The organism is Brevundimonas aurantiaca, from assembly GCF_904830995.1.
In the GTDB taxonomy this organism is placed as follows: domain Bacteria; phylum Pseudomonadota; class Alphaproteobacteria; order Caulobacterales; family Caulobacteraceae; genus Brevundimonas; species Brevundimonas aurantiaca.
Window position 1 is genome coordinate 997,664 of sequence record NZ_CAJGVD010000001.1, and the last position, 21,974, is coordinate 1,019,637.

20 protein-coding genes are annotated in these 21,974 nt (G+C 64.2%); 14 read left to right on the top strand and 6 right to left on the bottom strand.

The window, feature by feature from the left end; genetic code table 11:
* Window positions 1-115: 115 nt before the first annotated feature.
* Genes JMT67_RS04975 through metH form a run of 5 tightly spaced genes read left to right on the top strand, consistent with a single transcriptional unit; the run spans window position 116 to window position 6,279 of the window.
* Complete coding sequence (locus tag JMT67_RS04975; protein WP_183214761.1) at window positions 116-1,090, top strand: ArsR/SmtB family transcription factor; 975 nt, start codon at window positions 116-118, stop codon at window positions 1,088-1,090.
* On the top strand, window positions 1,087-2,043 hold the full coding sequence (gene metF / locus JMT67_RS04980; protein WP_201462850.1) for a methylenetetrahydrofolate reductase [NAD(P)H]: 957 nt from the start codon (window positions 1,087-1,089) through the stop codon (window positions 2,041-2,043). The genes JMT67_RS04975 and metF overlap by 4 nt, the downstream gene beginning before the upstream one ends.
* Complete coding sequence (locus JMT67_RS04985) at window positions 2,043-3,149, top strand: homocysteine S-methyltransferase family protein (RefSeq protein WP_201462851.1); 1,107 nt, start codon at window positions 2,043-2,045, stop codon at window positions 3,147-3,149. Before metF ends, JMT67_RS04985 begins: the two co-directional genes overlap by 1 nt.
* Window positions 3,149-3,613, top strand: coding sequence for a hypothetical protein (locus JMT67_RS04990; RefSeq protein ID WP_201462852.1), 465 nt, complete (start codon window positions 3,149-3,151; stop codon window positions 3,611-3,613). The genes JMT67_RS04985 and JMT67_RS04990 overlap by 1 nt, the downstream gene beginning before the upstream one ends.
* Complete coding sequence (gene metH / locus JMT67_RS04995) at window positions 3,613-6,279, top strand: methionine synthase (RefSeq protein ID WP_201462853.1); 2,667 nt, start codon at window positions 3,613-3,615, stop codon at window positions 6,277-6,279. The genes JMT67_RS04990 and metH overlap by 1 nt, the downstream gene beginning before the upstream one ends.
* A gap of 43 nt (window positions 6,280-6,322) precedes the next feature.
* Here the strand turns inward: metH and JMT67_RS05000 are convergent, their stop codons facing one another.
* A complete protein-coding gene (locus JMT67_RS05000; protein ID WP_201462854.1) occupies window positions 6,323-6,898 on the bottom strand; it encodes a hypothetical protein in 576 nt (191 codons plus the stop codon).
* 196 nt (window positions 6,899-7,094) lie between these two features.
* Window positions 7,095-10,355, bottom strand: a complete 3,261-nt coding sequence (locus tag JMT67_RS05005) for a TonB-dependent receptor (RefSeq protein WP_182713536.1) — start codon at window positions 10,353-10,355, stop codon at window positions 7,095-7,097.
* Window positions 10,356-10,855: 500 nt separating this feature from the next.
* Between JMT67_RS05005 and JMT67_RS05010 the strand changes: the two genes are divergently transcribed.
* Window positions 10,856-11,758, top strand: coding sequence for an MBL fold metallo-hydrolase (locus tag JMT67_RS05010; RefSeq protein WP_201462855.1), 903 nt, complete (start codon window positions 10,856-10,858; stop codon window positions 11,756-11,758).
* A gap of 55 nt (window positions 11,759-11,813) precedes the next feature.
* Here JMT67_RS05010 and JMT67_RS05015 read toward each other — a convergent pair whose 3' ends face one another.
* Window positions 11,814-12,500 carry a DUF1499 domain-containing protein gene (locus JMT67_RS05015; RefSeq protein ID WP_201462856.1) on the bottom strand — a complete coding sequence of 229 codons (687 nt, stop codon included), beginning with the start codon at window positions 12,498-12,500 and terminating at the stop codon, window positions 11,814-11,816.
* Window positions 12,501-12,515: 15 nt separating this feature from the next.
* Window positions 12,516-14,150: a long-chain-fatty-acid--CoA ligase gene (locus tag JMT67_RS05020; RefSeq protein ID WP_201462857.1), complete on the bottom strand. Its 1,635-nt coding sequence runs from the start codon at window positions 14,148-14,150 to the stop codon at window positions 12,516-12,518.
* A gap of 168 nt (window positions 14,151-14,318) precedes the next feature.
* On the opposite strand from JMT67_RS05020, the gene udk reads away from it, so the two are divergent.
* The 8 genes from udk to JMT67_RS05060 all read left to right on the top strand — a co-directional run bounded on the left by udk (window position 14,319) and on the right by JMT67_RS05060 (window position 19,311).
* On the top strand, window positions 14,319-14,966 hold the full coding sequence (udk, locus tag JMT67_RS05025; protein ID WP_054766158.1) for a uridine kinase: 648 nt from the start codon (window positions 14,319-14,321) through the stop codon (window positions 14,964-14,966).
* 84 nt (window positions 14,967-15,050) lie between these two features.
* The gene (locus tag JMT67_RS05030; RefSeq protein ID WP_201462858.1) at window positions 15,051-15,983 is read left to right on the top strand and encodes an NAD(P)H-dependent flavin oxidoreductase; all 933 of its coding nucleotides are present in this window, start codon (window positions 15,051-15,053) and stop codon (window positions 15,981-15,983) included.
* A gap of 36 nt (window positions 15,984-16,019) precedes the next feature.
* Complete coding sequence (locus JMT67_RS05035) at window positions 16,020-16,736, top strand: TorF family putative porin (protein ID WP_183214768.1); 717 nt, start codon at window positions 16,020-16,022, stop codon at window positions 16,734-16,736.
* Window positions 16,737-16,815: 79 nt separating this feature from the next.
* Window positions 16,816-17,280, top strand: a complete 465-nt coding sequence (locus JMT67_RS05040; RefSeq protein WP_183214769.1) for a hypothetical protein — start codon at window positions 16,816-16,818, stop codon at window positions 17,278-17,280.
* A gap of 96 nt (window positions 17,281-17,376) precedes the next feature.
* Window positions 17,377-18,390: a cupin-like domain-containing protein gene (locus JMT67_RS05045; RefSeq protein ID WP_183214770.1), complete on the top strand. Its 1,014-nt coding sequence runs from the start codon at window positions 17,377-17,379 to the stop codon at window positions 18,388-18,390.
* Window positions 18,391-18,598: 208 nt separating this feature from the next.
* Window positions 18,599-18,811 (top strand): cold-shock protein, encoded by a 213-nt coding sequence (locus JMT67_RS05050; protein ID WP_183214771.1) that lies wholly within the window; start codon window positions 18,599-18,601, stop codon window positions 18,809-18,811.
* Window positions 18,812-18,853: 42 nt separating this feature from the next.
* On the top strand, window positions 18,854-19,027 hold the full coding sequence (locus tag JMT67_RS05055; protein ID WP_152950636.1) for a hypothetical protein: 174 nt from the start codon (window positions 18,854-18,856) through the stop codon (window positions 19,025-19,027).
* Between the two features lie 23 nt (window positions 19,028-19,050).
* Window positions 19,051-19,311: a hypothetical protein gene (locus JMT67_RS05060; RefSeq protein ID WP_201462859.1), complete on the top strand. Its 261-nt coding sequence runs from the start codon at window positions 19,051-19,053 to the stop codon at window positions 19,309-19,311.
* 2 nt (window positions 19,312-19,313) lie between these two features.
* Here the strand turns inward: JMT67_RS05060 and JMT67_RS05065 are convergent, their stop codons facing one another.
* Both JMT67_RS05065 and JMT67_RS05070 read right to left on the bottom strand, forming a co-directional pair.
* The gene (locus JMT67_RS05065) at window positions 19,314-20,477 is read right to left on the bottom strand and encodes a cystathionine gamma-synthase (protein ID WP_201462860.1); all 1,164 of its coding nucleotides are present in this window, start codon (window positions 20,475-20,477) and stop codon (window positions 19,314-19,316) included.
* A gap of 5 nt (window positions 20,478-20,482) precedes the next feature.
* Window positions 20,483-21,883, bottom strand: coding sequence for a pyridoxal-phosphate dependent enzyme (locus JMT67_RS05070; RefSeq protein WP_152950640.1), 1,401 nt, complete (start codon window positions 21,881-21,883; stop codon window positions 20,483-20,485).
* Window positions 21,884-21,974 lie beyond the last annotated feature (91 nt).

Sequence of the window (21,974 nt, forward strand, 5' to 3'; positions counted from 1 at the left end):
AACCACTCCAAAGGGATTGCATGTCCTTCAACGGCGAACGGAAGCCTTCCCGTCGCGGCCTTTGCGACAAGGTTTCTGCTTGCCAAATCATATAAAGATATCTTTATATGATCATATGAGCCTGAACGCCGATCAGACTGTCGAAGCGCTTCGCGCCGCCGGCGAACCCACCCGCCTGCGCATCCTGTCTCTGCTGGCCAGTGAAGAGCTGTCGGTCATGGAGATGTCGCGCATTCTGGACCAGAGCCAGCCCCGCGTCTCCCGTCACCTGAAGCTGATGACCGATTCCGGGCTGATCGAGCGGTTTCCCGACGGCGCCCGCGTCTATTACCGCCTGTCGCACGATCCCCATGCGCGGCGGCTGATCGACACCGTACTGGACATTCTGGCCGACGACGCCGGAGAGGCCGACCATCGGCGACTGAGCGAGGTGCAGAAGGACCGACAGCAGGCGGCCGAAAGCTATTTCGAACAGATTGCGCCGCAATGGGACCGACTGCGCTCCCTCTATGTCAGCGAAAGCGCCGTGGAAGCCGCACTGGAAAGGGCGGTGGGGCCCGGTCCGTTCAAGCGCGTCGTCGACCTGGGCACCGGCTCGGGACGTATGCTGACCCTGTTCGGCAAGAAGGCCAAGATGTCGGTCGGGCTGGATCTGAGCCAGAACATGCTCAACATCGCCCGCGCCAACGTCTCCAAGGCCGGACTGAGCAAGGTCGAACTGCGTCACGGCGACATCTTCGCCACCCGTCTGCCCGCCGGCAGCGCCGATCTGGTGATCGTGCATCAGGTCCTACACTATCTCGCCGACCCGTCCGCCGCCGTGGCTGAGGCGGCGCGTCTGGTCTGCCCGGGCGGGCGGCTGGTCATCGTGGATTTCGCACCCCACGACTTCGAACATATGCGTGAGGCGCATCAGCACCGCCGCTTGGGCTTCGCCGACGCCGAAATCACCGACTGGCTGGTCGAGAACGGCCTGGCTCCCTCTGCGCCCATCGCCCTGCCCCCCGATAACGAAGGGCTGACCGTGACGATCTGGACGGCGGAGCGCAGGGCGGCGCCGGCCGCCGCCCAAGGCAGAAAGAGCGCATGATGACCGGTTCCTCCACCAATCTGGCGGAAGCGCGCGCCCTGCTGCTCTCGCCCCTTGGTCCCGTCGCGCGCGCTGGGTCGAACCGCGAAACGGTTCGGGTCTCCTTCGAGTTCTTTCCGCCCAAGACTGACGAGGCCGAGGTCAATCTGTGGAAGGCGATCCGCCGGCTTGAGCCGCTGAACCCCGCCTTCGTCTCCGTCACCTATGGAGCGGGTGGTTCGACGCGTGAACGCACCCACCGGACCGTGCAAAGGATCATCGCCGAGACGGCTTTACGTCCCGCCGCCCACCTGACCTGCGTCGACGCCAGTCGCGACGAGGTGGACGAGGTGATCGCCGGCTATAAGGCCATCGGCGTCGATCACATCGTCGCCCTGCGCGGCGATCCGCCCGGCGGCGGCGGCATCGGCGGCGTCTATCAGCCCCGCGCCGACGGCTACGCCAACGCCACCGAATTGACCGCCGCCATCAGCCGGATCGGCGGCTTCGACGTCACGGTCGGCGCCTATCCCGAGAAACACCCCGAGAGCCCCTCCATCGATCACGACATCGAGGTGCTCAAGGCCAAGGTGGACGCCGGCGCCACCCGGGCCATCAGCCAGTTCTTCTTCGATATCGACGCCTTCCTGCGTTTCCGCGACCGGGTGCGGGCGGCGGGCGTGACCATTCCCCTGATCCCCGGCGTCATGCCCGTGTCCAACTTCGCCGGCCTCCAGCGCATGTCCGGCGCCTGCGGGACGAGCATCCCCGACTGGCTCCAAGCGCATTTCGACGGGCTTGACGACGACCCGGAGACCCGCAAACTGCTGGCCGCCTCCGTCGCCGCCGAGACCTGTGCGCGTCTGCACGAGGAAGGCTTCTCCGACTTCCACTTCTACACCCTGAACCGCGCCGATCTGGTCTATGCGATCTGCCGCGTGCTGGGCGTGCGTGAAACACAGGCTGTGGCGTAATGACCTCTCCCCTCACCCGCCCCCTGACTCGGGCCGAAAGGATCGCCGCCCTGCATGCGGCGGCCAAGGAACGCATCCTGGTCCTCGACGGCAGCTGGGGCGTGATGATCCAGCGTCGCGGCCTGTCTGAAGCCGACTTCCGGGCCGACCGTTTCGTCGCCGCCAACGGCTATGACGAGGCGCAGCAGATGAAGGGGAACAACGACATCCTCTGCATCACCCGGCCCGACATCATCTCGGACCTGCACGACCAGTATTACGCCGCCGGCGCCGACATCTCCGAGACCAACACCTTCTCCGGCACCACCATCGCCCAGGAGGATTACGCCCTGGACGCCCAGGCGGTGTGGGACATCAATCTGGAAGGCGCCAAACTGGCCCGCGCCGCTGCCGACTGCTGGACCGAGAAGGAGCCGCACAAGCCGCGCTTCGCCGCCGGCTCCATCGGTCCGCTGAACAAGATGCTGTCCATGTCGTCCGACGTGAACGACCCCGGCGCCCGCAGCGTGACCTTCGATCAGGTCTATGAGGCCTATCGCCATCAGGTGAAGGCGCTGAACGAGGGCGGCGTCGATCTCTATCTGATCGAGACCATCACCGACACGCTGAACTGCAAGGCGGCGATCAAGGCGATCAAGGATCTGGAGGACGAGGGCATGGACGCCCTGCCCATCTGGATTTCGGGCACCATCACCGACCGCTCGGGCCGCACCCTGTCGGGCCAGACCGCCGAGGCCTTCTGGAACAGCGTGCGCCACGCCAAGCCCTTCGCCGTCGGCTTCAACTGCGCCCTGGGCGCCGACCTGATGCGGCCCTTCATCGCCGAACTGAGCCGCGTCGCCGACACCCTGGTCGCCGCCTATCCCAACGCCGGCCTGCCCAACGCCATGGGCCAGTACGACGAGGAGCCGCACGAGACCGCCCACTTTATCGAGGAATGGGCCGCCTCCGGCTTGGTCAACATCGTCGGCGGCTGCTGCGGCACCACGCCGGACCACATCAGGCACGTCGCCGAAGAAGTCGCGCCGCTGAAGCCGCGCGCCATCCCGGAACGCCCCGTGGCCTTACGGCTGTCGGGGCTCGAACCCTTCGAGATGGTGGCGTGATGAAGGTGGAGATTTCTCGAGAGGATTTCAAAGCGTTTTCTGACGAACTCGAACAGTTTGTTTCCAGCCTTGATACTGGTTTTCGAGCACGCTTTCGTCGCTCACATGATGCAATCCTCATCTGGACCAACCCAGTCGACCGTAGACACCCCCGACTTGAAGTAAGCGCATCCGAGACGGACTTATCGTTTTCTCTTGGCAGCGCCGGTGAAGATGAAATTCCGATGACTTCCGCCAACGCCCGTTGGGTACTCGCCGTCTTGGACGCCTGCCGTGATGGCCGGGTTCGATACGTGACGATGAAGTCGAGCCTAATGCCTGCCTTTGCAGTGATGTTGACGACGAGGGGCCTAAACGAATTCTTCTGGATCGGACAAGGCGAGACAGGACAACGGTTGATCAAGGCGGGGCCACGAAAAGTGCATTCCTATCCCATCACAGGCTGGCAGGAAGCACTCGGCTGATGCGCCCTACCTTCATCAACGTCGGCGAACGAACCAACGTCACCGGCTCGGCCAAATTCCGCAAGCTGATCGTCGAGGGCGACTACTCGGCCGCGCTCGACGTCGCCCGGCAACAGGTCGAGGCCGGCGCCCAGATCATCGACATCAATATGGACGAGGGCCTGCTGGACGGCGCCGTCGCCATGCGGACCTTCCTCAACCTGATCGCGGCCGAGCCCGACATCGCCCGTGTGCCGGTGATGATCGACAGCTCCAAATGGGAGGTGATCGAGGCGGGCCTGAAGTGCGTCCAGGGCAAGCCCATCGTCAACTCGATCAGCATGAAGGCGGGCGAGGCTGAGTTCCGCGAACAGGCCGTCAAATGCCTGCGCTACGGCGCCGCCGTCGTGGTCATGGCCTTCGATGAGGTGGGACAGGCCGACACCGCCGCCCGCAAGATCGAGATCTGCACCCGCGCCTATAACATCCTGGTCAACGAGGTCGGCTTCCCGCCCGAGGACATCATCTTCGATCCCAACATCTTCGCGGTAGCGACGGGGATCGAGGAGCACGACAACTACGCCGTCGACTTCATCGAGGCGGTCAAGGTCATCAAATCCACCCTGCCCTACGCCCGCATCTCGGGCGGCGTCTCGAACGTCTCGTTCAGCTTCCGCGGCAATGAGCCGGTGCGCCGGGCCATCCATAGCGTCTTTCTGTACCACGCCATCAACGCCGGCATGGACATGGGCATCGTCAACGCCGGCGACCTGCCGGTCTATGACGACATCGACCCCGAGCTGCGCGAGGCGGTCGAGGACGTCATTCTGAACCGGCCGCAGCGGACCAATGTCTCGAACACCGAGCGACTGGTCGACATGGCGCCCCGCTACAAGGGCGAAAAGGGTCAGGCCCGCGTCGTCGATCTCAGTTGGCGCGAACAGCCGGTCGGCAAGCGGATCGAGCACGCCCTGGTCCACGGCATCACCGAGTTCATCGAGGCCGACACCGAGGAGGCGCGTCTCGCCGCCGAACGGCCGCTGCACGTCATCGAAGGTCCGCTGATGGACGGGATGAATGTGGTCGGGGACCTGTTCGGCTCGGGCAAGATGTTCCTGCCCCAGGTGGTCAAATCCGCCCGGGTGATGAAACAGGCCGTGGCCTGGCTCGAGCCCTATATGGAAGCTGAAAAGGCCGGCAAGCCGCGCGAACAGGCCGGCCGCATCCTGATGGCCACGGTCAAGGGCGACGTCCACGACATCGGCAAGAACATCGTCGGCGTCGTGCTCCAGTGCAATAATTACGAGGTCATCGACCTGGGCGTCATGGTCCCGGCCGACCGGATCCTGGACGAGGCCAAGGCCCATAACGTCGACATCATCGGCCTGTCCGGCCTGATCACCCCGTCGCTGGACGAGATGGTCTTCGTCGCCGCTGAGATGGAGCGGCGCGGTTTCGATATTCCTCTGCTGATCGGCGGCGCCACCACCAGCCGCACCCATACGGCGGTCAAGATCGAGCCGGCCTATCGCCGGGGCTCGACAACCTATGTCGTCGACGCCTCGCGCGCCGTCAGCGTGGTCTCAGGCCTGCTGTCGCCCACCGAAAGGGCCAGGAACGAAGCCGCCACCCGCGACGAATACATCCGCATTCGGGAACAGTACGCCCGGGGCCAGGAGGTCAAGGCCCGCGCCAGCCTGGATCAGGCGCGCGAGAACCGCTTCAAGCTCGACCCCGATCAGCCCCGCCCCGGCAAGCCCGGCTTCATCGGCGTACGAGCCTTCGAGTCCTGGGATCTTCAGGACCTCGCCGACCACATCGACTGGACCCCATTCTTCGCCAGTTGGGAGCTGATCGGCCGCTATCCGCTGATCCTTGACGACGAGATCGTCGGCCAGGCCGCCCGGGATCTGTTCGCCGACGCGCAAGCCATGCTGAAGCGAATCATCGACGAGAAGTGGTTTACCGCCAAGGGCGTGGTCGGCTTCTGGCCCGCCCGCGCCGCCGGCGACGACATCATCGTCTTCGCCGACGAGGCGCGCGACGCCGAGATCGCCCGCTTCCACACCCTGCGTCAGCAGATCAAGAAGTCGAACGGCAAGCCGAACCTCGCCCTGTCCGACTTCATCGCCGACGACGACCAGGACTATATCGGCGCCTTCGCCGTCACGGCCGGCCATGGCGAGCTGGAGATCGCCAAACGCTTCAAGGAGGCGGGCGACGACTATTCCGCCATCCTCGCCACCGCCCTGGCCGACCGCCTGGCCGAGGCCTTCGCCGAACGGCTGCACAAGGAAGTCCGCACCCAGCTGTGGGGTTACGCTGCCGACGAGGCGACCAGCGTCGACGATCTGATCGCCGAACAGTACCAGGGCATCCGCCCCGCGCCCGGCTATCCGGCCCAGCCGGACCATACGGAAAAAGCCACCCTGTTCCGCCTGCTTCAGGCCGAAACCAACGCCGGCATGGCCCTGACGGAAAGCTTCGCCATGACGCCCCCGGCCTCGGTCTCGGGCCTCTATTTCGGCCATCCCGGCAGCCACTATTTTGGCGTCGGCAAGATCGACCTGGACCAGGTCGAGGACTACGCCCGTCGCAAGGGCTGGGACGTGGCCACCTGCGAACGCTGGCTGGCCCCCATCCTCAACTACGATCCCTACGCCGCCAAACGGGAAACGGCGGCCTGAGCCGGACCCAGGCCGCCGCTGCTAATCTTCGAGATCCCGCTGCTTAGTTTGCGGGCGCCGGCGCCTCAAGCCCCACTTCGGCCGGAGTCGCCGGCGGAGTGGTGATGTTGTTCCGGATGCGCCGCGCCGCATGTTCGCACCGGCCCGGCAGGCCGTAGAATAGGCCGAACGACTGGCTCCGCGCCGCCTCGTCCTCGCTCGCCAGAAGCGGCGCCCACTGGGCCTTGGCCGCAGCCGCCGCCTGTTGCGCAGCCGCCTTGGTCGCCGCCGTCTGCCTCGGCTCCGCCGCCGCCAGGGCGCTGCGGAAATCCTGTGCCTCCAGACGACCCAGCCGCACCAGCTCCGTATCCTCCGGCGAGCGGTTGGTCAGGCTGTCGCCCAGATCCGCGTGCCCCGTCACCAGGGCGTCGCACCAGGCCACCAGCGGATAATCCTGTGTCGGCGCCCCGCGCGGCAGCGTGTGCGAATAGGCGATCGCCTCACGGACCTTCAGGGCCTCCGCCGTCTCGGCGGTGCGATTGCCCGTGACGATCGGCCCGTCCTGGGACTGGGCGAAGGCGGCGGCGGCAGTGGAAAGCGAAAGGGTCGCGGCGAGTGCGGCGGCGGAAAACTTCAGCATTGCAATCCTAGACGAGAGGGCGCCCCAGCGCCCAGCCAAGCTGTAACGCTCCACCGCCAAGATGGCGCCAGTGCGGCGGCATCAATTTGAGGATAAAAACTGCCGAGTTTTATTGCTCAAAAGATCGGATCTCGTTTTCAAAACAAAAAAGGAGCGGGCCGCAGGCCCGCTCCTCTCTCGTCACCGCTACGGTCTTTTAGAACTTGACCGAAGCGCTGAGACGCACATAGCGCGGCGTCTGATAGGCGGTGACCTTGCCGAAGTTCGGGTTTACCTGACCGGGGCCCGGATAGGCGCCGATGTCGATTTCACCGAATTCGTTGAAGTCGAGTTCAGCCTGCTGGTTGAAGATGTTGAACACATCCGCGCGCAGCGTGACGCCGTCGCCCGGAATGCCCCAACGATCACGAAGGGTATAGGCGAAGGTCAAATCCACGACCTTGAGCCAATCGCTCTTGAACACGGAGCCCCGAGGCGTGGCCTCTGACGTTCCGTCGCCGTCCAAGTCGCAGTACCACGACGCGGCGCCGTAGAAGGCGGCGAACAGGTCGTCGTCGGTGTTCGGGTCGGTTTCCGGGTGAACCCCCTGACAGCCAAACTGACGCGGCGACTCGATCAGGATGTTGGCGCCGATATTGAAGTTCGGCGTCACCTGCCAGTTGCCATACGCCTTGAAGGCATGTTCGCGGTGGTTCGGCAGCTTGCCAAACGCGCCGTCCGCCAGGCCAGGCACGTCGTAGTCTTGAGTAAGACCAGGGTCAGCCTGTCCGTTGTCGGACTTCAGAGCGCCTTCATAATTGCCTTCCAGATCAGACCAGACGTAGCTGACCCGGCCGCCCCACACGCCATCGAAAGCGCGTTCCAGCGAGAACTCGACGGCCTTGTATTCCCGGACAGGTTTCGGGAAACGCAGGTCATCCGCCGCCAGATCGACGACACGATCCTGAGTGATCAAGCCGCCCGAAGCTGCGGCCAAGTCGGAGCCCGCCAGGGTGACAGTGACGTCTTCGCCGGGGTTGGCCAGAACGTACTGGTGGAAGCCCGACCAGACGCCGGCGCAGCTCGCCGCCGAGAGACCGCCGCCAGCTTGTTCGCAGTACTGCTGCAGAGCCGAGTCGATGGCGATGTCGTCAATGGCACGACCCAGATCGCGGTAAGTCGCAGTCACGCCGGCCGTATAACCGCCGAACCGTTGCGAATAGCCGATGATGAACTCATCAACGTACATCGGATCAAGGTTCGAAGCGACCTGAGTTGCGATCGGCTTGGTCGTGCCGTCAGCGAGGGTGACTTCCGAGAACAGGCTGCCCAAGATGGGTTGTTCATTGTCGTCACGAATGCCGTCTTGGTTGGCGTCGATGGCGAGATTACCGTTCAACACATTCAGATTGTACGTATCGCGGAAGTACAGCTCCCGACCGGCCAAGCGCTGGTTCGTGTTGACGGCGACGGGCAGATAGTAGCGCCCGTAGAAGCCGAACAGCTTAGCCTGACGATCGCCGAAAACGTCGAATGTGGCGCCGAGCCGCGGAGCGATCTGATTTTTGATGTCGACGAAGGTTTCGCCGTTGATATTGGCGTTCTCGAAGCTTTCGCCGCGGACGCCGAGATTCAGAGTAAGCCGGTCGGTGACTTCCCAGCTGTCCTGCACGTACCAGGCGTTTTGCGTCGAAGTCCACGAGCCAGAATTATCGTAGACTTCAACCCGCACGCGGCGCGGCGAACCGATGAGATCAGGCCGTCCAGCGGGAGCGTTCGCAGCGGTGAAGGGCGTCTGGTAGCGGTAAGCCACGCCGCCGGTCCGCTCGCCAGAGCAGACAAGGGCGTCTTCGTTCGTCGCGGTGTTGATCGGCGAGGACCGGCAGATGTTGAAGCCCGAGCCCGAGCGAGACAGCGTTTGGCTGGCTTCCAGATCTTCATTGTCGATACCAGCCCGGAAGTGGTGCTGACCAAACAGCGACACATAGGCATCGACGTCGAAGCGCAGCATTTCGCGCCGGTCGTCATTGGTGCCCGGCGAGCCGATCAACCAATTGCCACGCTGGGCCGTCAGCGTGTTCTCAACGTCCAGAATACCATCGCCGTTGTAGTCGAAGCCGGTAATATCGATGATCACCGGGTTGCCGTCTTCAGGCGAAGAACTGACGGTACGGTTTTCCGTCACGCCGTAAGACAGCGAAGTGGTCAGCCAGTCGGTCCAAACACCAGTGTAGCGGAAGACGTAATTATCGCCGCCGCTCTCGAAGTTGTAAACGCCATCCGACCTCGAACCCGCGTTGTTTGCGAAGAAGGTCGTCTGTTCGGTTTCCTGCTCAACGTGGTCGGTGAAATAGGTGCCTTCCAGGCGGTGACCATCCGCTATGATGAAGTCGACCTTTCCGCCGTAAACCGGCGTGTCGTCCTTCGTCCGGAAACCAAGGCCGCTGGTGTTCTGGTCGTACGCTTCGCGGTTGCGCACATTGTACAGACCATAGGCAAAGAGACGGTCGCTGATGATGGGACCGCCCGCCTCAAGGATAACATCCCAAGACTCGCGATAATCGTTTTCGTTCAGCGCGAGATATGTATTGGGCTGATACTCGCGCAGGCTTTCCGGTTCCCAGTACGACGTCAACCCGAACTTCCATTCGTTGCCGCCAGATTTGGTCGTAGCATTGATGACCCCGCCGGTGCCCCGGCCGAATTCCGCAGAATAACCACCCGTCTTGACGTCGAACGTTTCGTAGAACTCGAAGGGCACACTGGCGCCGCCCAAGAAGCTCACGAAGTCCGTGGTGTTCAGGCCGTTGACGAAGAAAGTGTTCTCCCCCGCCGAAGAGCCGGAAATCGCCGGGATGCCGCCAAATGCGGCATCACCGGCAGTCACGCCGGGCGCGAGAAGCGCCAATGCCGTTCCGGACCGAGCGATCGGCGTATTGGCCGTCAGTTGTTCGACGTTGACGCTCAGACCCGTCGTCGTGGCGTCAAATTCGGACACAGCTCGGCGCGTACCTACGACGACGATGTCACCGACCGTCGTGGCGTTTTCTCGACCAATGGTGAAGGTGAAGGACGACGTGCCGCCGACCGAAACGTCCACATTGTCAGAAAACGCATTATAGCCCGGGGCCGAGATGGCGATCGTATAATTGCCTTGCGGCAGCGCGACCGCGCGAAAAGCGCCAGAGGCGTCCGTGGTAAACGTGCGGCTGAAGCCCTGATCCGTCGATGTCACCGTGACGGTCGCGCCCGCGACAGCGGCGCCAGAGGTATCCCTAACATTGGCCGCGATGGCGCCCTGCGTGGCGGAAGCCTGCGCAAGAGCGTTCGTGGGCGCAACCAAAACGGTGGCGGCCGGGACGATGGCGGCCGCGAACATCGCCACGCCTCCAATCATCGTGCCCGTCAGCAGACGCTCTCGAATTGTTTGGGTTTTCAAATCAAGTCCTCCAAAACGCAACTCGCGGCGACGGCTCACGAGTTGCTCGATATGCCGCGCCCCCATGCGCGCGGATCGAAGGAGACCTTAGTCAGTGAACCCATCGAAGCTACGACTATTACGCCTCCGTAACCTATTAGTCGTGAGATTGTCTCAATAAGGCCACACCATGACCGTGAGCGCCACTAAGAAGCCATTTTGCACCTCGTAGCGTTCTTTGGGCATGGATTATCCTCTCATCCCAAAATTGCAGAACAATAATGGCTTCCAAATGAGCTAAGTGCAAAACTCCACGACGTTGAGATGGCACCTCTGGGTGTACGCTACCGCTCCACCGCCACCCTCGACGCATAAGGCGCCGGCTCGGGCGTGCACGACGCTGTGACGAGTTGCGCCGCCATGAGACACAGCAGCGCCGCCGCGATAGGCTGGAGCCGATTTGAGACAGCGAAGGCGATCGAACGAGCCATGATGGGCGCTCCGGCGAAGGTTACCGAGGAGTTAAGGCAAGGGTCGCGCCAGAGGACGGGGGCGGCGGCGTGATTCCCTTCGTTCGCGATTTCGACTTCGCCTATGGGCGGCGCGATCAGGTCTCGCCGCTGATTCAGCGGGTGATCGCCGACAATCCGGGCCCCTTCACCTTTACGGGGACGGGGACCTATATCGTCGGGCGGGCGGAGCCGGAGGCGCAGGTGGCGGTGATCGACCCCGGCCCTGTGGACGAGGCGCATCTCGCCGCCCTGCTGACGGCGGTGGCGGGACGTGTAGTGAGCCACGTCCTCGTCACCCACACCCACCGCGACCACGCCCCCCTCGCCCGCCCCTTCGCCGATCGTACGGGGGCGACGATTCTCGCGGCGCGGCCCCCGCTGCGAGAAACCCACGCCTCGGGCGCGCTGGATGAGGATGAGGATGCGGACTTCGCCCCCGACAGGGTGCTGACGGGCGGCGAACGGATCGAGGGCGACGGCTGGACGCTGGAGGCCCTGTTCACGCCCGGCCACGCCTCAAACCATATGGCGTTCGCTCTACGGGAGGAGAACGCCCTGTTCAGCGGCGACCACGTCATGGGCTGGTCCACCACGGTGGTGGCGCCGCCGGATGGAAACATGCGCGACTATATGGCCAGCTTGGACGCCGTGATCGCGCGGAACTTCACCACTCTCTGGCCCACGCACGGCGCCCCTGTGACGAACCCTGGGCCCTTTCTGTCAGCCTATCGCGCCCACAGGCTGGAGCGCGAGGCCCAGGTGGCGGCGCGGTTGAGGGCGGGCGACCGAACGGCGGCGGAGATGACGCCGATTCTCTACGCCGCCGTGGATCAGCGGCTGTGGCCGGCCGCCGCCCTGTCGGTCCTGGCCCATCTGATCAAATTGGTCGAAGACGGGACGGCGACCGTTTCGGGCCCGCCCAGCGTGACGGCGGAGTTTCGTCCGGCCTAGAGCCTGATCCGTTGAGGAGGAACCGCTGCGCGGTTCCGTCCGAAACGATCATGCTCTAGCGGACTTCCTCCTCCAGGGCCGCGACGATCTTGCCCATCAGACGGCAGGTTGCGCCGCCGTCGGGGCGCGGATCGCGCGCTGCAACTCGAATGTCGGTCCGTCCGGGCCGGATGCGGATCACCGCGTCATAGGCGAAGCCGAACCAGGCGCCCTCATGCACCCCCTCGACCTCGAAGGTCGCGGCGCGAACCACTGGAAAACCAGCGTCCACCAGGGCCGATACCGCCTGCTGCGCCAAGATCTGCGAGGGAATGGAGCGGGCGGCGGGACAGGCCTGCATCCCCTGAACGTCATTCGCGCGAGGATGAAGGGCGGCCAAACGGCTGAAGGCCGGTGGTTCTTCCACACTGGTGCTGACGTCACGCGGCGTAGGCTGGGCCAGCCGTGCGCCTTGATAGAGGAAGACGCCCAGGACGCCTCCCGCCAGGACCAGAGCCGTGACGGCATAGACCCAACGGCGACCGAGGTCCCGCAGAGCCAGGACCGTCACGGTCAAGGCTGCGCCCAGACCGACCCAGGCCATGCCCCGCCCCACCGTCCAGGTCAGCAGATCATAGGTGACCGCCCGATCGACCCCGCCGAACAGGGTCGCCGCCATGGCCGCCACCGCCAGGACCGGGGCCGCCGCCGTTACGGCGGTCAGGACAGGGATCAAGGCGGGGACGGGCTTGGTCGATCGCATCGGCGCTCCGGCAGGTCAGGCGGGCTGAACGTCGGGCAGACGATAGTCCTTCATCCGCTCGCGCAGAAGCTTCTTGTCGATCTTGCCTGTGGCGCCCAGGGGGATCTCGTCCAGCGCCACCACGTCGTCGGGCATCCACCATTTGGCGATCTTGCCCTTCAGGAAGTCGAGATGCTCCTGCTTGTTCAGGATCTCTCCCGCCTTCAGCTTGACCAGCAGGACCGGGCGCTCGTCCCATTTGGCATGAGGGGCGCCGATCACCGCCGCCAGTTCGACCTTGGGATGGCCGACGGCGATGTTCTCGATCTCAATGGAGCTGATCCACTCCCCACCCGACTTGATCACGTCCTTTGACCGGTCGGTGATCTGCATGAAGCCCAGCTCGTCGACGGTCGCGACGTCGCCCGTATCGAAGAAGCCGTCTGAGTCCAGAATCGAGCTCTCCTCACGGAAATAGGCGCGGGCGACCGTCGGCCCCTTGACCATCAAATGGCCGAAGGTGGCCCCGTCATGCGGCAGGCTCTGACCCGCGTCGTCCTTCAGCGCCAGTTCTATGCCCAGTGGGGGCGTACCCTGTTTGGTGCGGTATTTCAGCTGTTCCTCGAACGGCAGGGCCGCCGTCTCCGGCGTCATGTTCGACAGGGTGCCGATCGGCGAAGTCTCGGTCATGCCCCAGCCCTGGAGCACTTCGACGCCATAATCGTCGTGGAAGGCTCGGATCAGGCTTTCCGGCACGGCCGAACCGCCGATCAGCACGCGCTTGACCGTAGAAAGCTTCAATCCGTTCTGCCGCATATGGGCCAGAAGCCCCTGCCACACGGTGGGCACGGCGGCCGAGAAGGTGACGCCCTCGGTCTCGAGCAGCTCATACAGAGCCTCCCCGTCCATCCGGGCGCCCGGCATCACCAGCTTGCAGCCCGATGCGGGACCGACGAAGGCGATGCCCCAGGCGTTGGCGTGGAACATGGGCACCACCGGCAGTATGACGTCGCTGGTCTTGCCCCCAACCACCGAAGCTTGCAGGGCCATGAAGGTGTGCAGGAAGTTGGAGCGGTGCGAATACAGCACCCCTTTGGGATTCCCCGTGGTGCCGGAGGTGTAGCACAGGCCGCAGGCGGTGTTTTCCGGGAAGTCGCCCCACAAGACGTCGGCGGACTGGTCAGCCACGATCCTTTCATAGGATTCTGCGCGCGGCAGCCGGGTCTGCGGCATGTGGGCGTCGTCGGTCATGATGATGACCCGCTCGACCTTCGGGATGTGAGGCAGAATCGCTTCAAGCAGCGGCACGAAGGTCAGGTCGGTGAAGATGACCCGGTCCTCGGCGTGGTTGATGATATAGACGAGTTGCTCGGGAAACAGACGGGGGTTCAGGGTGTGGCACACCGCGCCTATGCCCATGACGCCGTACCAGGTCTCGATATGGCGGTCGGTGTTCCAGGCCAGGGTGGCGACGCGATCGCCGGGCTCGATACCCCAGGCTTTCAGGGCGTTGGACACCCGCTTGGCCCTGTCGTGAATCCGGCTGTAGGTGGTGCGGACGATGGGGCCTTCGACGGAACGGGTGACCACTTCGCGGTCGCCGTGCCAGTTCTTGGCATGGTCGAGGATCTTATCGACCGTCAGAGGCCAATCCTGCATCAATCCCAGCATGTGCGTCTTCCTTGTCCCTTGATGCGTCTGCTCGCCCGCGACGCTTGATGAGACGCTATAGGGGTGATCAGCGATAAGCAATGCGAGCCCGGCGCGCCGTCGCGCGACCGATCGCCCCGTCGGACCGGCGCTTGGCGATGCGCCGGCCGGCGCCGTAGAAGGCCGTCCATGGCCATATTGATCGCAATCACGGGGGGCTCCGGCTCCGGTAAGAGCACGCTGGCGGAGGCGCTTGTGTCCAGCCTGCCCGACGGGGCGGCCGTGCTGGTGCGCGAAGACTCCTATTATAAGGACGCCGCCGCCCTGCCCGGCTTCGACCCCGCGACCTTCGACTTCGACGATGTAGCCGCGCGCGACCATGCGCTGATGATCACAGACCTGAAGGCGTTGAAGTCGGGTCGGGGCGTGACCGCGCCCGTCTATTCCTTCATCCATCATGGACGCGAGCCGGGCGGCGAACCGATCCCGCCAGCCGAGGTGGTGATCGTCGAAGGCACCCATGTGCTCTGTACGCCCGAGCTGACCGCCCTGTTTGACATCCGGGTCTTCGTCGACACCCCCGCCGACATCCGCTTCATCCGGCGCCTGCTGCGCGACCAGTCCGAGCGGGGTCGGTCGGCGGATTCGGTCGTGGCCCAGTATCTGGCGACCGTGCGGCCGGGCCATGAGCGGCTGACCGAGCCGTCGCGCACCCACGCCGACTTCATCGTCGCCGACGCCACCGCCGCCGTCCGGCTGGAAGATCCGCAGGCCGTGGTTCGTCTGGCCGCGCCCGTCCTGGCCCATCCCCTGCTGGCGCCTTTCCTGACAGACTGAAGGTTTCGGTCGGACTTCGGAACGGATTGCCTTACGCCACGACAGCCCGGTATGCGTCCTGAAACGAAACTGAAGGAGACGCCTGTGGCCATTCCCGCTTCGCTTCAAAAAGGCCTGACCCTGCCGGTCATCTCCTCCCCGATGTTCCTGGTCTCGGGGCCGGATCTGGTGGTCGAGGCCTGCAACGCCGGGATCATCGGAACCTTCCCGTCGCTGAACCAGCGCACCACCGAGGGCTATCGGGACTGGCTGCAGGAGATCAAGGGTCGCCTGTCCCCCGACGCCGCCGCCTTCGGCGTCAACCACATCGTCCACCCGACCAATCCCCGGCTGATGGCCGACATGATGGTGTCGGTCGAGGAGAAGGTGCCCCTGATCATCACCTCCCTCGGCGCCGTGCGCGACGTGGTGGATGCGGTTCACGGCTACGGCGGCGTGGTCTTCCACGACATCGCCAACATTCGTCACGCTCGAAAGGCGGCCGAGGCGGGCGTCGACGGCCTGATCCTGGTGGCCAACGGCGCGGGCGGCCACGCGGGGATCATCAATCCGTTCGCCCTGATCAACGAGGTTCGGTCCTTCTACGACGGGACCATCATCCTGGCCGGCGCCATCTCCACGGGCCAGGACGTGGCCGCCGCCCTGATGATGGGCGCCGACTTCGCCTATATGGGCACCCGCTTCATCAACACGACCGAGGCCCTGGCGCCCGAAGCCTACAAGCAGATGGTCATCGACAGCGGCGCGACCGACATCGTCCACACCCCTGCGGTCTCGGGCATCCCGGCCAACTTCATGACCAAGTCCCTGGTCGAAAACGGGATCGATCCCAAACACCTGCCCGAGCACAAGCTGGACATGGGCGACGAGGCCAAGGCCTGGAAGACGGTCTGGTCCGCCGGCCAGGGCGCCGGGGCCATCCACGACGTCGTTCCGACCGCCGAACTGGTCGCCCGCCTGCGACAAGAGTTCGCTCAGGCTACGGAACAGTTTTCAGCCCGCTTCCCGACAGGCTAAGGGGCTCTTTCGCGCGGTTCGCGCGTTGGAGCCCCCATGATCCGAAACACACGCGCCGCCCGCCTCGTCCTAGCTGCGACCTTCGCAGCTGTCGCCGCCCCCGTGCTGGCCCAGTCGTCGGACCCGTCTTCGGGCCCGTCCTCATCCTGGTCGTTCGAGGTCGGCGCAGGGACGGACAACCGCTCAAAGGCCGCCTCCAAGTCGGGCAATAACGGCTATGTCTCCGCCTATGCCGCCTGGGAGAGCGCCGACGGCCTGATCTATGTCTCGCCCGGATTCCAGACCATCCAGGCGGGCGGCTCGAACATCGAGACGGACTGGATCGTCGGCTATCGGCCTGAGGCCTTCGGTTACGCCTTCGACCTCAACGTCGCTTACAAGCGCCGCCTCGATGTCGAGGCCGGCTATGACGCCGACGGCGTGGAGCTGAGCGCCGTGGTAAGCCGCGCCGTCGGACCCGCCCAGGCCGCCCTGCTGGTCCAGTACGCACCCGACGCCCCCGGTTCGACCCGGTCCTATGTCTGGGTAGAGGCCGAGCTGGGTTGGGCCTTCACGCCCCGCCTCGACGGCTCGGCCGCCTTGGGCCGACGTGAACAGGACAACAGCCCGGACTATGCAGGCTGGAACGTGGGCGTGACCTACGCCCTGACCGACGCCCTCGACCTCGACCTCCGCTACCACGACACCGACGCTCATACCTTCGGCGAGCAGTACGAGGACGCCCTCGTGGCCCAGGTCGCCTACGCCTTCTGACCCGCGCCCCCGCCATAAGAATAGCGCCGTTCTTGACGACAGAATGTATATCTGAGACCGTCGTGACCGGAGGGTTCAAATGAAAATCGCATTCGTATTCGGCGCATGTGCCATGCTCGGCGCTTCAGCGGCGTCAGCCCAATCCGGCTTCCCGCAATTCACAGATGAAGGCTCCGTCCGAGCTCAGCAGAATGAACGTCGCCAGCCGGGTCAAACGGCCGCTCAACAATTTGAGGCAAATCGACGGCTTCAATCCTACTCCCCCGCCGAACGCGACCGCATTCGCCGCCAGGCGCAGCGCTTGATGAGTCAGACAACAGAGCCCTGCGACGTCTCGAATGCTGTAAAGGTTGGACGCACCGAGGATCGCCGCGACCTTTTCGAAGTCGCTTGTGCCAGCGGCCTTGGTTACGTATTGGTGAGCGGCGCTCGGGTGACAATCTACGATTGTCAAAAACTGGCTGAGGCTGCGCGCCTTGTGAGAGCCTCGAACGCTAATGCGGACGTGGGCACTCAATGCACATTGCCTGAGAACGGCGGCTGAACGTTGTTTTGAGCGGGTCATCCTACGCAATGCTCAATGCCTCTCGTCCAATAGTCGCCTCGTCTCCTGAAGCAATACGTGGACACACAAGATTATATGACCCACGTCATTCCGGTATACTCGAACGTTAGCCGCGACGTTTTCGAAACGCAGATCGTTCCCACGGGCCGGCCAGCTATAATGCGGGGGCTAGTGTCGAACTGGCCTATGGTATCGCTAGGCTTGAGATCTCATCGAGAGCTCTACAATCATGTCCGAGCGGCAGCCACATCCGACCCGACCGTAATCTGGACTGGCTCGCCGGAAATCAAGGGACGTTTTTTTTATAGCCACGACTTGAGGGGCTTCAATCACGCCCAAGAAAAGGCGCCACTTGCCGTTCTGCTGGACAGGTTAATGCGGCACCACGATGATCCCGAGCCTCCCGGATTCTATGCTGGCGGCGTGCCTCTCGCTAGCCATCTTCCGGCGCTCATGCCGGAGACTCCCATGCCTCTGTTGGACGGCAAGGGCGAGCGGCGAGTTTCGCTCTGGATCGGAAACCGTGTCAGGACGGCAGCTCATTGGGATTTGCCACAGAACCTGGCATGTGTAGTCGCGGGTCGGCGTCGCTTCACACTCTTCCCGATCGAGCAAATCCGGAATCTTTACTTTGGACCCGTTGATTTTACTCTCTCGGGCCAGCCAATCAGTCTTGTTGATTTCATAGAACCAGACCTCGAGCGCCACCCTCGGTTCGCAGAGGCGATGCAGCACGCACAAGTCGCCGAACTTGAGCCCGGCGACTGCTTGTATATGCCCAGCCTTTGCATACACCACGTCGAATCCCTGGACCCATTCAGCGCAATGATCAACTTTTGGTGGCGTGATGCACCAGCCTACACCGAAGCGCCTATATTCAGTCTTCTACATGGTCTGCTGACACTTCGAGATTTGCCCCCGCGCGAAAGACAAGCTTGGCGCGCAGTCTTTGACCACTACCTGTTCCGCCCGGATGGTGAGGACCCAATGGCGCACATACCGCAAGATGCGCAGGGGCTGTTCGCCACTATGACGCCAGAAATAAAGCGGCGCCTGAAAGCAACGCTTGTATCTCATCTGTCGCGCTGAGCTCCAAGGTTCCGCACCACGTCCCTGTTTCGAAGCCATGCTCCTTGATTCTCCGCCGTGAGCGCCCATATCAACAGTGTCGATCTCTCTGCGTAACGCCGCTGCTCCTTTTGCATCACGCGCCGAGGTCCAAACGCCGATCCCATTCAGACCCGACAGGCCGACCAGGGATTCCTCCCTGCGGCCAACGCCAGACGGAGGTCTCCAAATGGCTACCGGCACTGTAAAATGGTACAATCCCACCAAGGGTTACGGCTTTATCGCCCCCGATGACGGCGGCAAGGACGTCTTCGTCCACGCCTCGACCGTCGAAACCTCGAGCCTCGGCTCGCTGAACGAAGGCCAGAAGATCGGCTACGAAATCGAGCGCGACCAGCGCTCCGGCAAGGAATCCGCCGGTCGCCTTTCGGCGGCGGAGTAGGACAAGCTTCTTGGCTCGCCTGCCATCGCTTTCGACGGCGAGGTGACGAAGCTCCTGCCTCTGGGCGGCCGGAAGGTCCGCCTGGACAACGGCCACATCGTCACGGTCCTGCCGACCCTGGGCGCGCCGAACGGCGTGTCGCTGCTCGGCGACCGTGTCGTGGTCGAGATCGCCTTCAATCAGCTGAAGGGCTGGCGCCTCGCGCGCCGGCCCTGAAGCCATTCTGCACGGATGACGACATGACCCCGCTCGCCGACATGATCCCCACGATGACCGACGCCGATCTGACCACCCTGCGCGCCAACGCCGCTCGTCTGGTCGAACACGGCGCCTCCACCCAGGTGATGGCCGCCAGCGACATCCTGCCGGTCATCGACGACGAACTGGCCCGCCGCGCCGCCCTGCCCAAGCACGCCAAGGCTCCGCCTGCGAAGCGCGCCGCCCCCAAGAAGAAGCTGCCCCCCGTCACCGGCCACCAGACGGCTCTGCCGTCCGGCTGAGATCAGCCCAGGGCCTGATCCAGATCGGCGATCAGGTCCTCGACGTCCTCGACGCCGACCGACAGGCGGATCAGGTTGTCGGTCACGCCGCCCGCCTCGCGCACCTCCTTGGGCACGCTGGCGTGGGTCATGATGGCCGGGTGGTTCACCAGGCTTTCGACCCCGCCCAGCGACTCCGCCAGGGTGAAGACCTCGACCCGCTCCAGCACCCGCTTGGTCCGCTCCAGGTCGCCGTCCAGGATCACTGTAACCATGCCGCCGTAACCGCCGCGCATCTGGCGCGCCGCCAGTTCGTGCTGCGGATGGGCGATCAGGCCGGGGTAGATGACCTTGGACACGCCCTTGCGGGTCTCCAGCCAGCGCGCCACCGTCAGGGCGTTCTCGCAGTGCGCTCTCATCCGCAGCGCCAGGGTCTTCAGGCCCCGGTTGGCCAGGAAGGCGTCGAACGGCCCCATGACGCCGCCGACCGAGTTCTGCAGGAACTTGATCCGCGTCGCCAGCTCGGGATCGGCCGTCACCAGCACGCCGCCTATGATGTCCGAATGGCCGTTCAGATATTTGGTCGCCGAGTGCATCACCACATCCGCCCCCAGGCTCAGCGGCTGCTGGCAGAAGGGCGTGGCGAAGGTGTTGTCCACGATCAGCAGCAGGCCATGCGCCTTGGCCACCGTCGACAGGGCGGCGATGTCGGCCAGTTTCATCAGCGGGTTGGTCGGCGTCTCGACCCACAGCATTTTCGTCTTGGGCGTGATGGCCGCCTCGACCGCGGCGATGTCGCTCAGGTCCACATAGGTGAAGTCCAGCCCCATGCTCCGCCGTCGCACCCGCTCGAACAGCCGCCACGAACCGCCGTACAGGTCATCGCCGGTCACGACGTGATCGCCCGCGTCCAGCAGCTCCAGCGCCGTCGAGGTCGCCGCCATGCCCGAGCCGAAGCCGAACCCATGCGTGCCGCCCTCCAGGTCCGCGATACAGGCCTCGAACGCCTCGCGCGTCGGGTTCTTGCCCCGCGCGTATTCATAGCCTTTGTTTACGCCCGGGCTTTCCTGGGCGTAGGTCGAGGTGGCGTAGATCGGCGTCATCACCGCGCCCGTGGTCGGGTCGGGATGCTGCCCGGCATGGATGGCGCGGGTCGAGAAACCCTGGCTGTTCTTCTTGTCGGCCATGGTTCTTACCGGTTCAGGCTGAGGTGGTTGATCAGGTCGGTGCGGGTGATCAGGCCCACGAACTTTTCGCCGTCCAGCACGATGGCCACCCGATCACGGTCGAACAGGGGGATCAGGGCGTCCAGCGGCTCATTAACCTGGACCGTGTCCAGATCGCGCGTCATGGCGTCGGCGACCGGCTTGGCGAACCGCTCCTTGCGGGTGATCTCGTCGGTGTTCATCACATGGACCAGATCGCTCTCGTCCAGAATGCCGACCAGACGCCCGTCCTCGATGATCGGCAGCTGGGAGACGTCGGCGCCCTTCATCCGCTTGAAGGCCGTGTCCAGGGTGTCGCCCGGCCCGGCCACGACCACGTCGCCCCGCTCGTACTTGCGGTTGATCAGGTCCGACAGGTCGCCGTGCAGCTCGCGCTCGCCCAGGCCCTGATCCGCCAGCCAGGCGTCGTTATAGACCTTGGACAGATACTTGGCCCCGGTGTCGCAGACGAAGGTGACGCAGGTCTTGGGCTCAGTCTGTTCGCGGCACCAGCGCAGGGCCGTGGCGATCAGAGTGCCCGAAGACGATCCGGCCAGAATGCCTTCCTTCAGCAGCAGTTCGCGCGCCGTGGCGATGGCTTCCGCGTCCGGGATCGAATAGGCCTTGTCGATCAGGCTCATGTCCGCCGTATCGGGCACGAAGTTCTGACCGATGCCCTCGACCGTATAGCTGCCGTCCGGCCCCGGCACGCCGTCGTTGACGATGCCGGCCAGGGTCGATCCCACCGGATCCGCCAGAATAATCTGCGCCTTGGAGCCGACGCTCTTCAGGTAGCGCGCCACGCCGGTGATCGTCCCGCCCGAGCCGATGCCGGCGACGAAGGCGTCGATGTCGCCGCCCGTCTGTTCCCAGATCTCCGGCCCCGTCGTCTTCACGTGGGCCTCGGCGTTCGACTGGTTGGCGAACTGGTTGACGTAATAGGCGCCGGGAATGGCCTGGGCCAGGCGCTCGGCCATGTCGGTATAGTAATCGGGGTGACCGTGCGGCACATCCGACCGGGTGAGGCGAACATCGGCGCCCATGGCTCGCAGATGCTGGATTTTTTCCTTCGACATCTTGTCCGGAATGACCAGCAGCACCTTATATCCCCGAGCGCGGCCGACCAGGGTCAGGGCCAGGCCGGTATTGCCGGCCGTCGCCTCGACGATCGTGCCGCCTTTCTTCAGCCATCCCTCGCGTTCGGCCGCATCCAGCATCTCGACGGCGATCCGGTCCTTGATCGAGCCGCCGGGGTTCTGGGACTCCAGTTTCAGCAACAGCCGGCACTTGCCGGTGTCGATCTTCGTCACCTCCACCATCGGCGTCTTGCCGATCAGATCCAGCGGCGACTTCACGGTCGCGCTCAGGGCGGGGGCGGTCAGGGACATCGAAGACTCCGGTTCGGGACGCAGCGAGGCTGAGGCCTCACATTCACATGGTCAACTCACGCAAGATTTGACCCAAGGGCGCGGTTCCGCG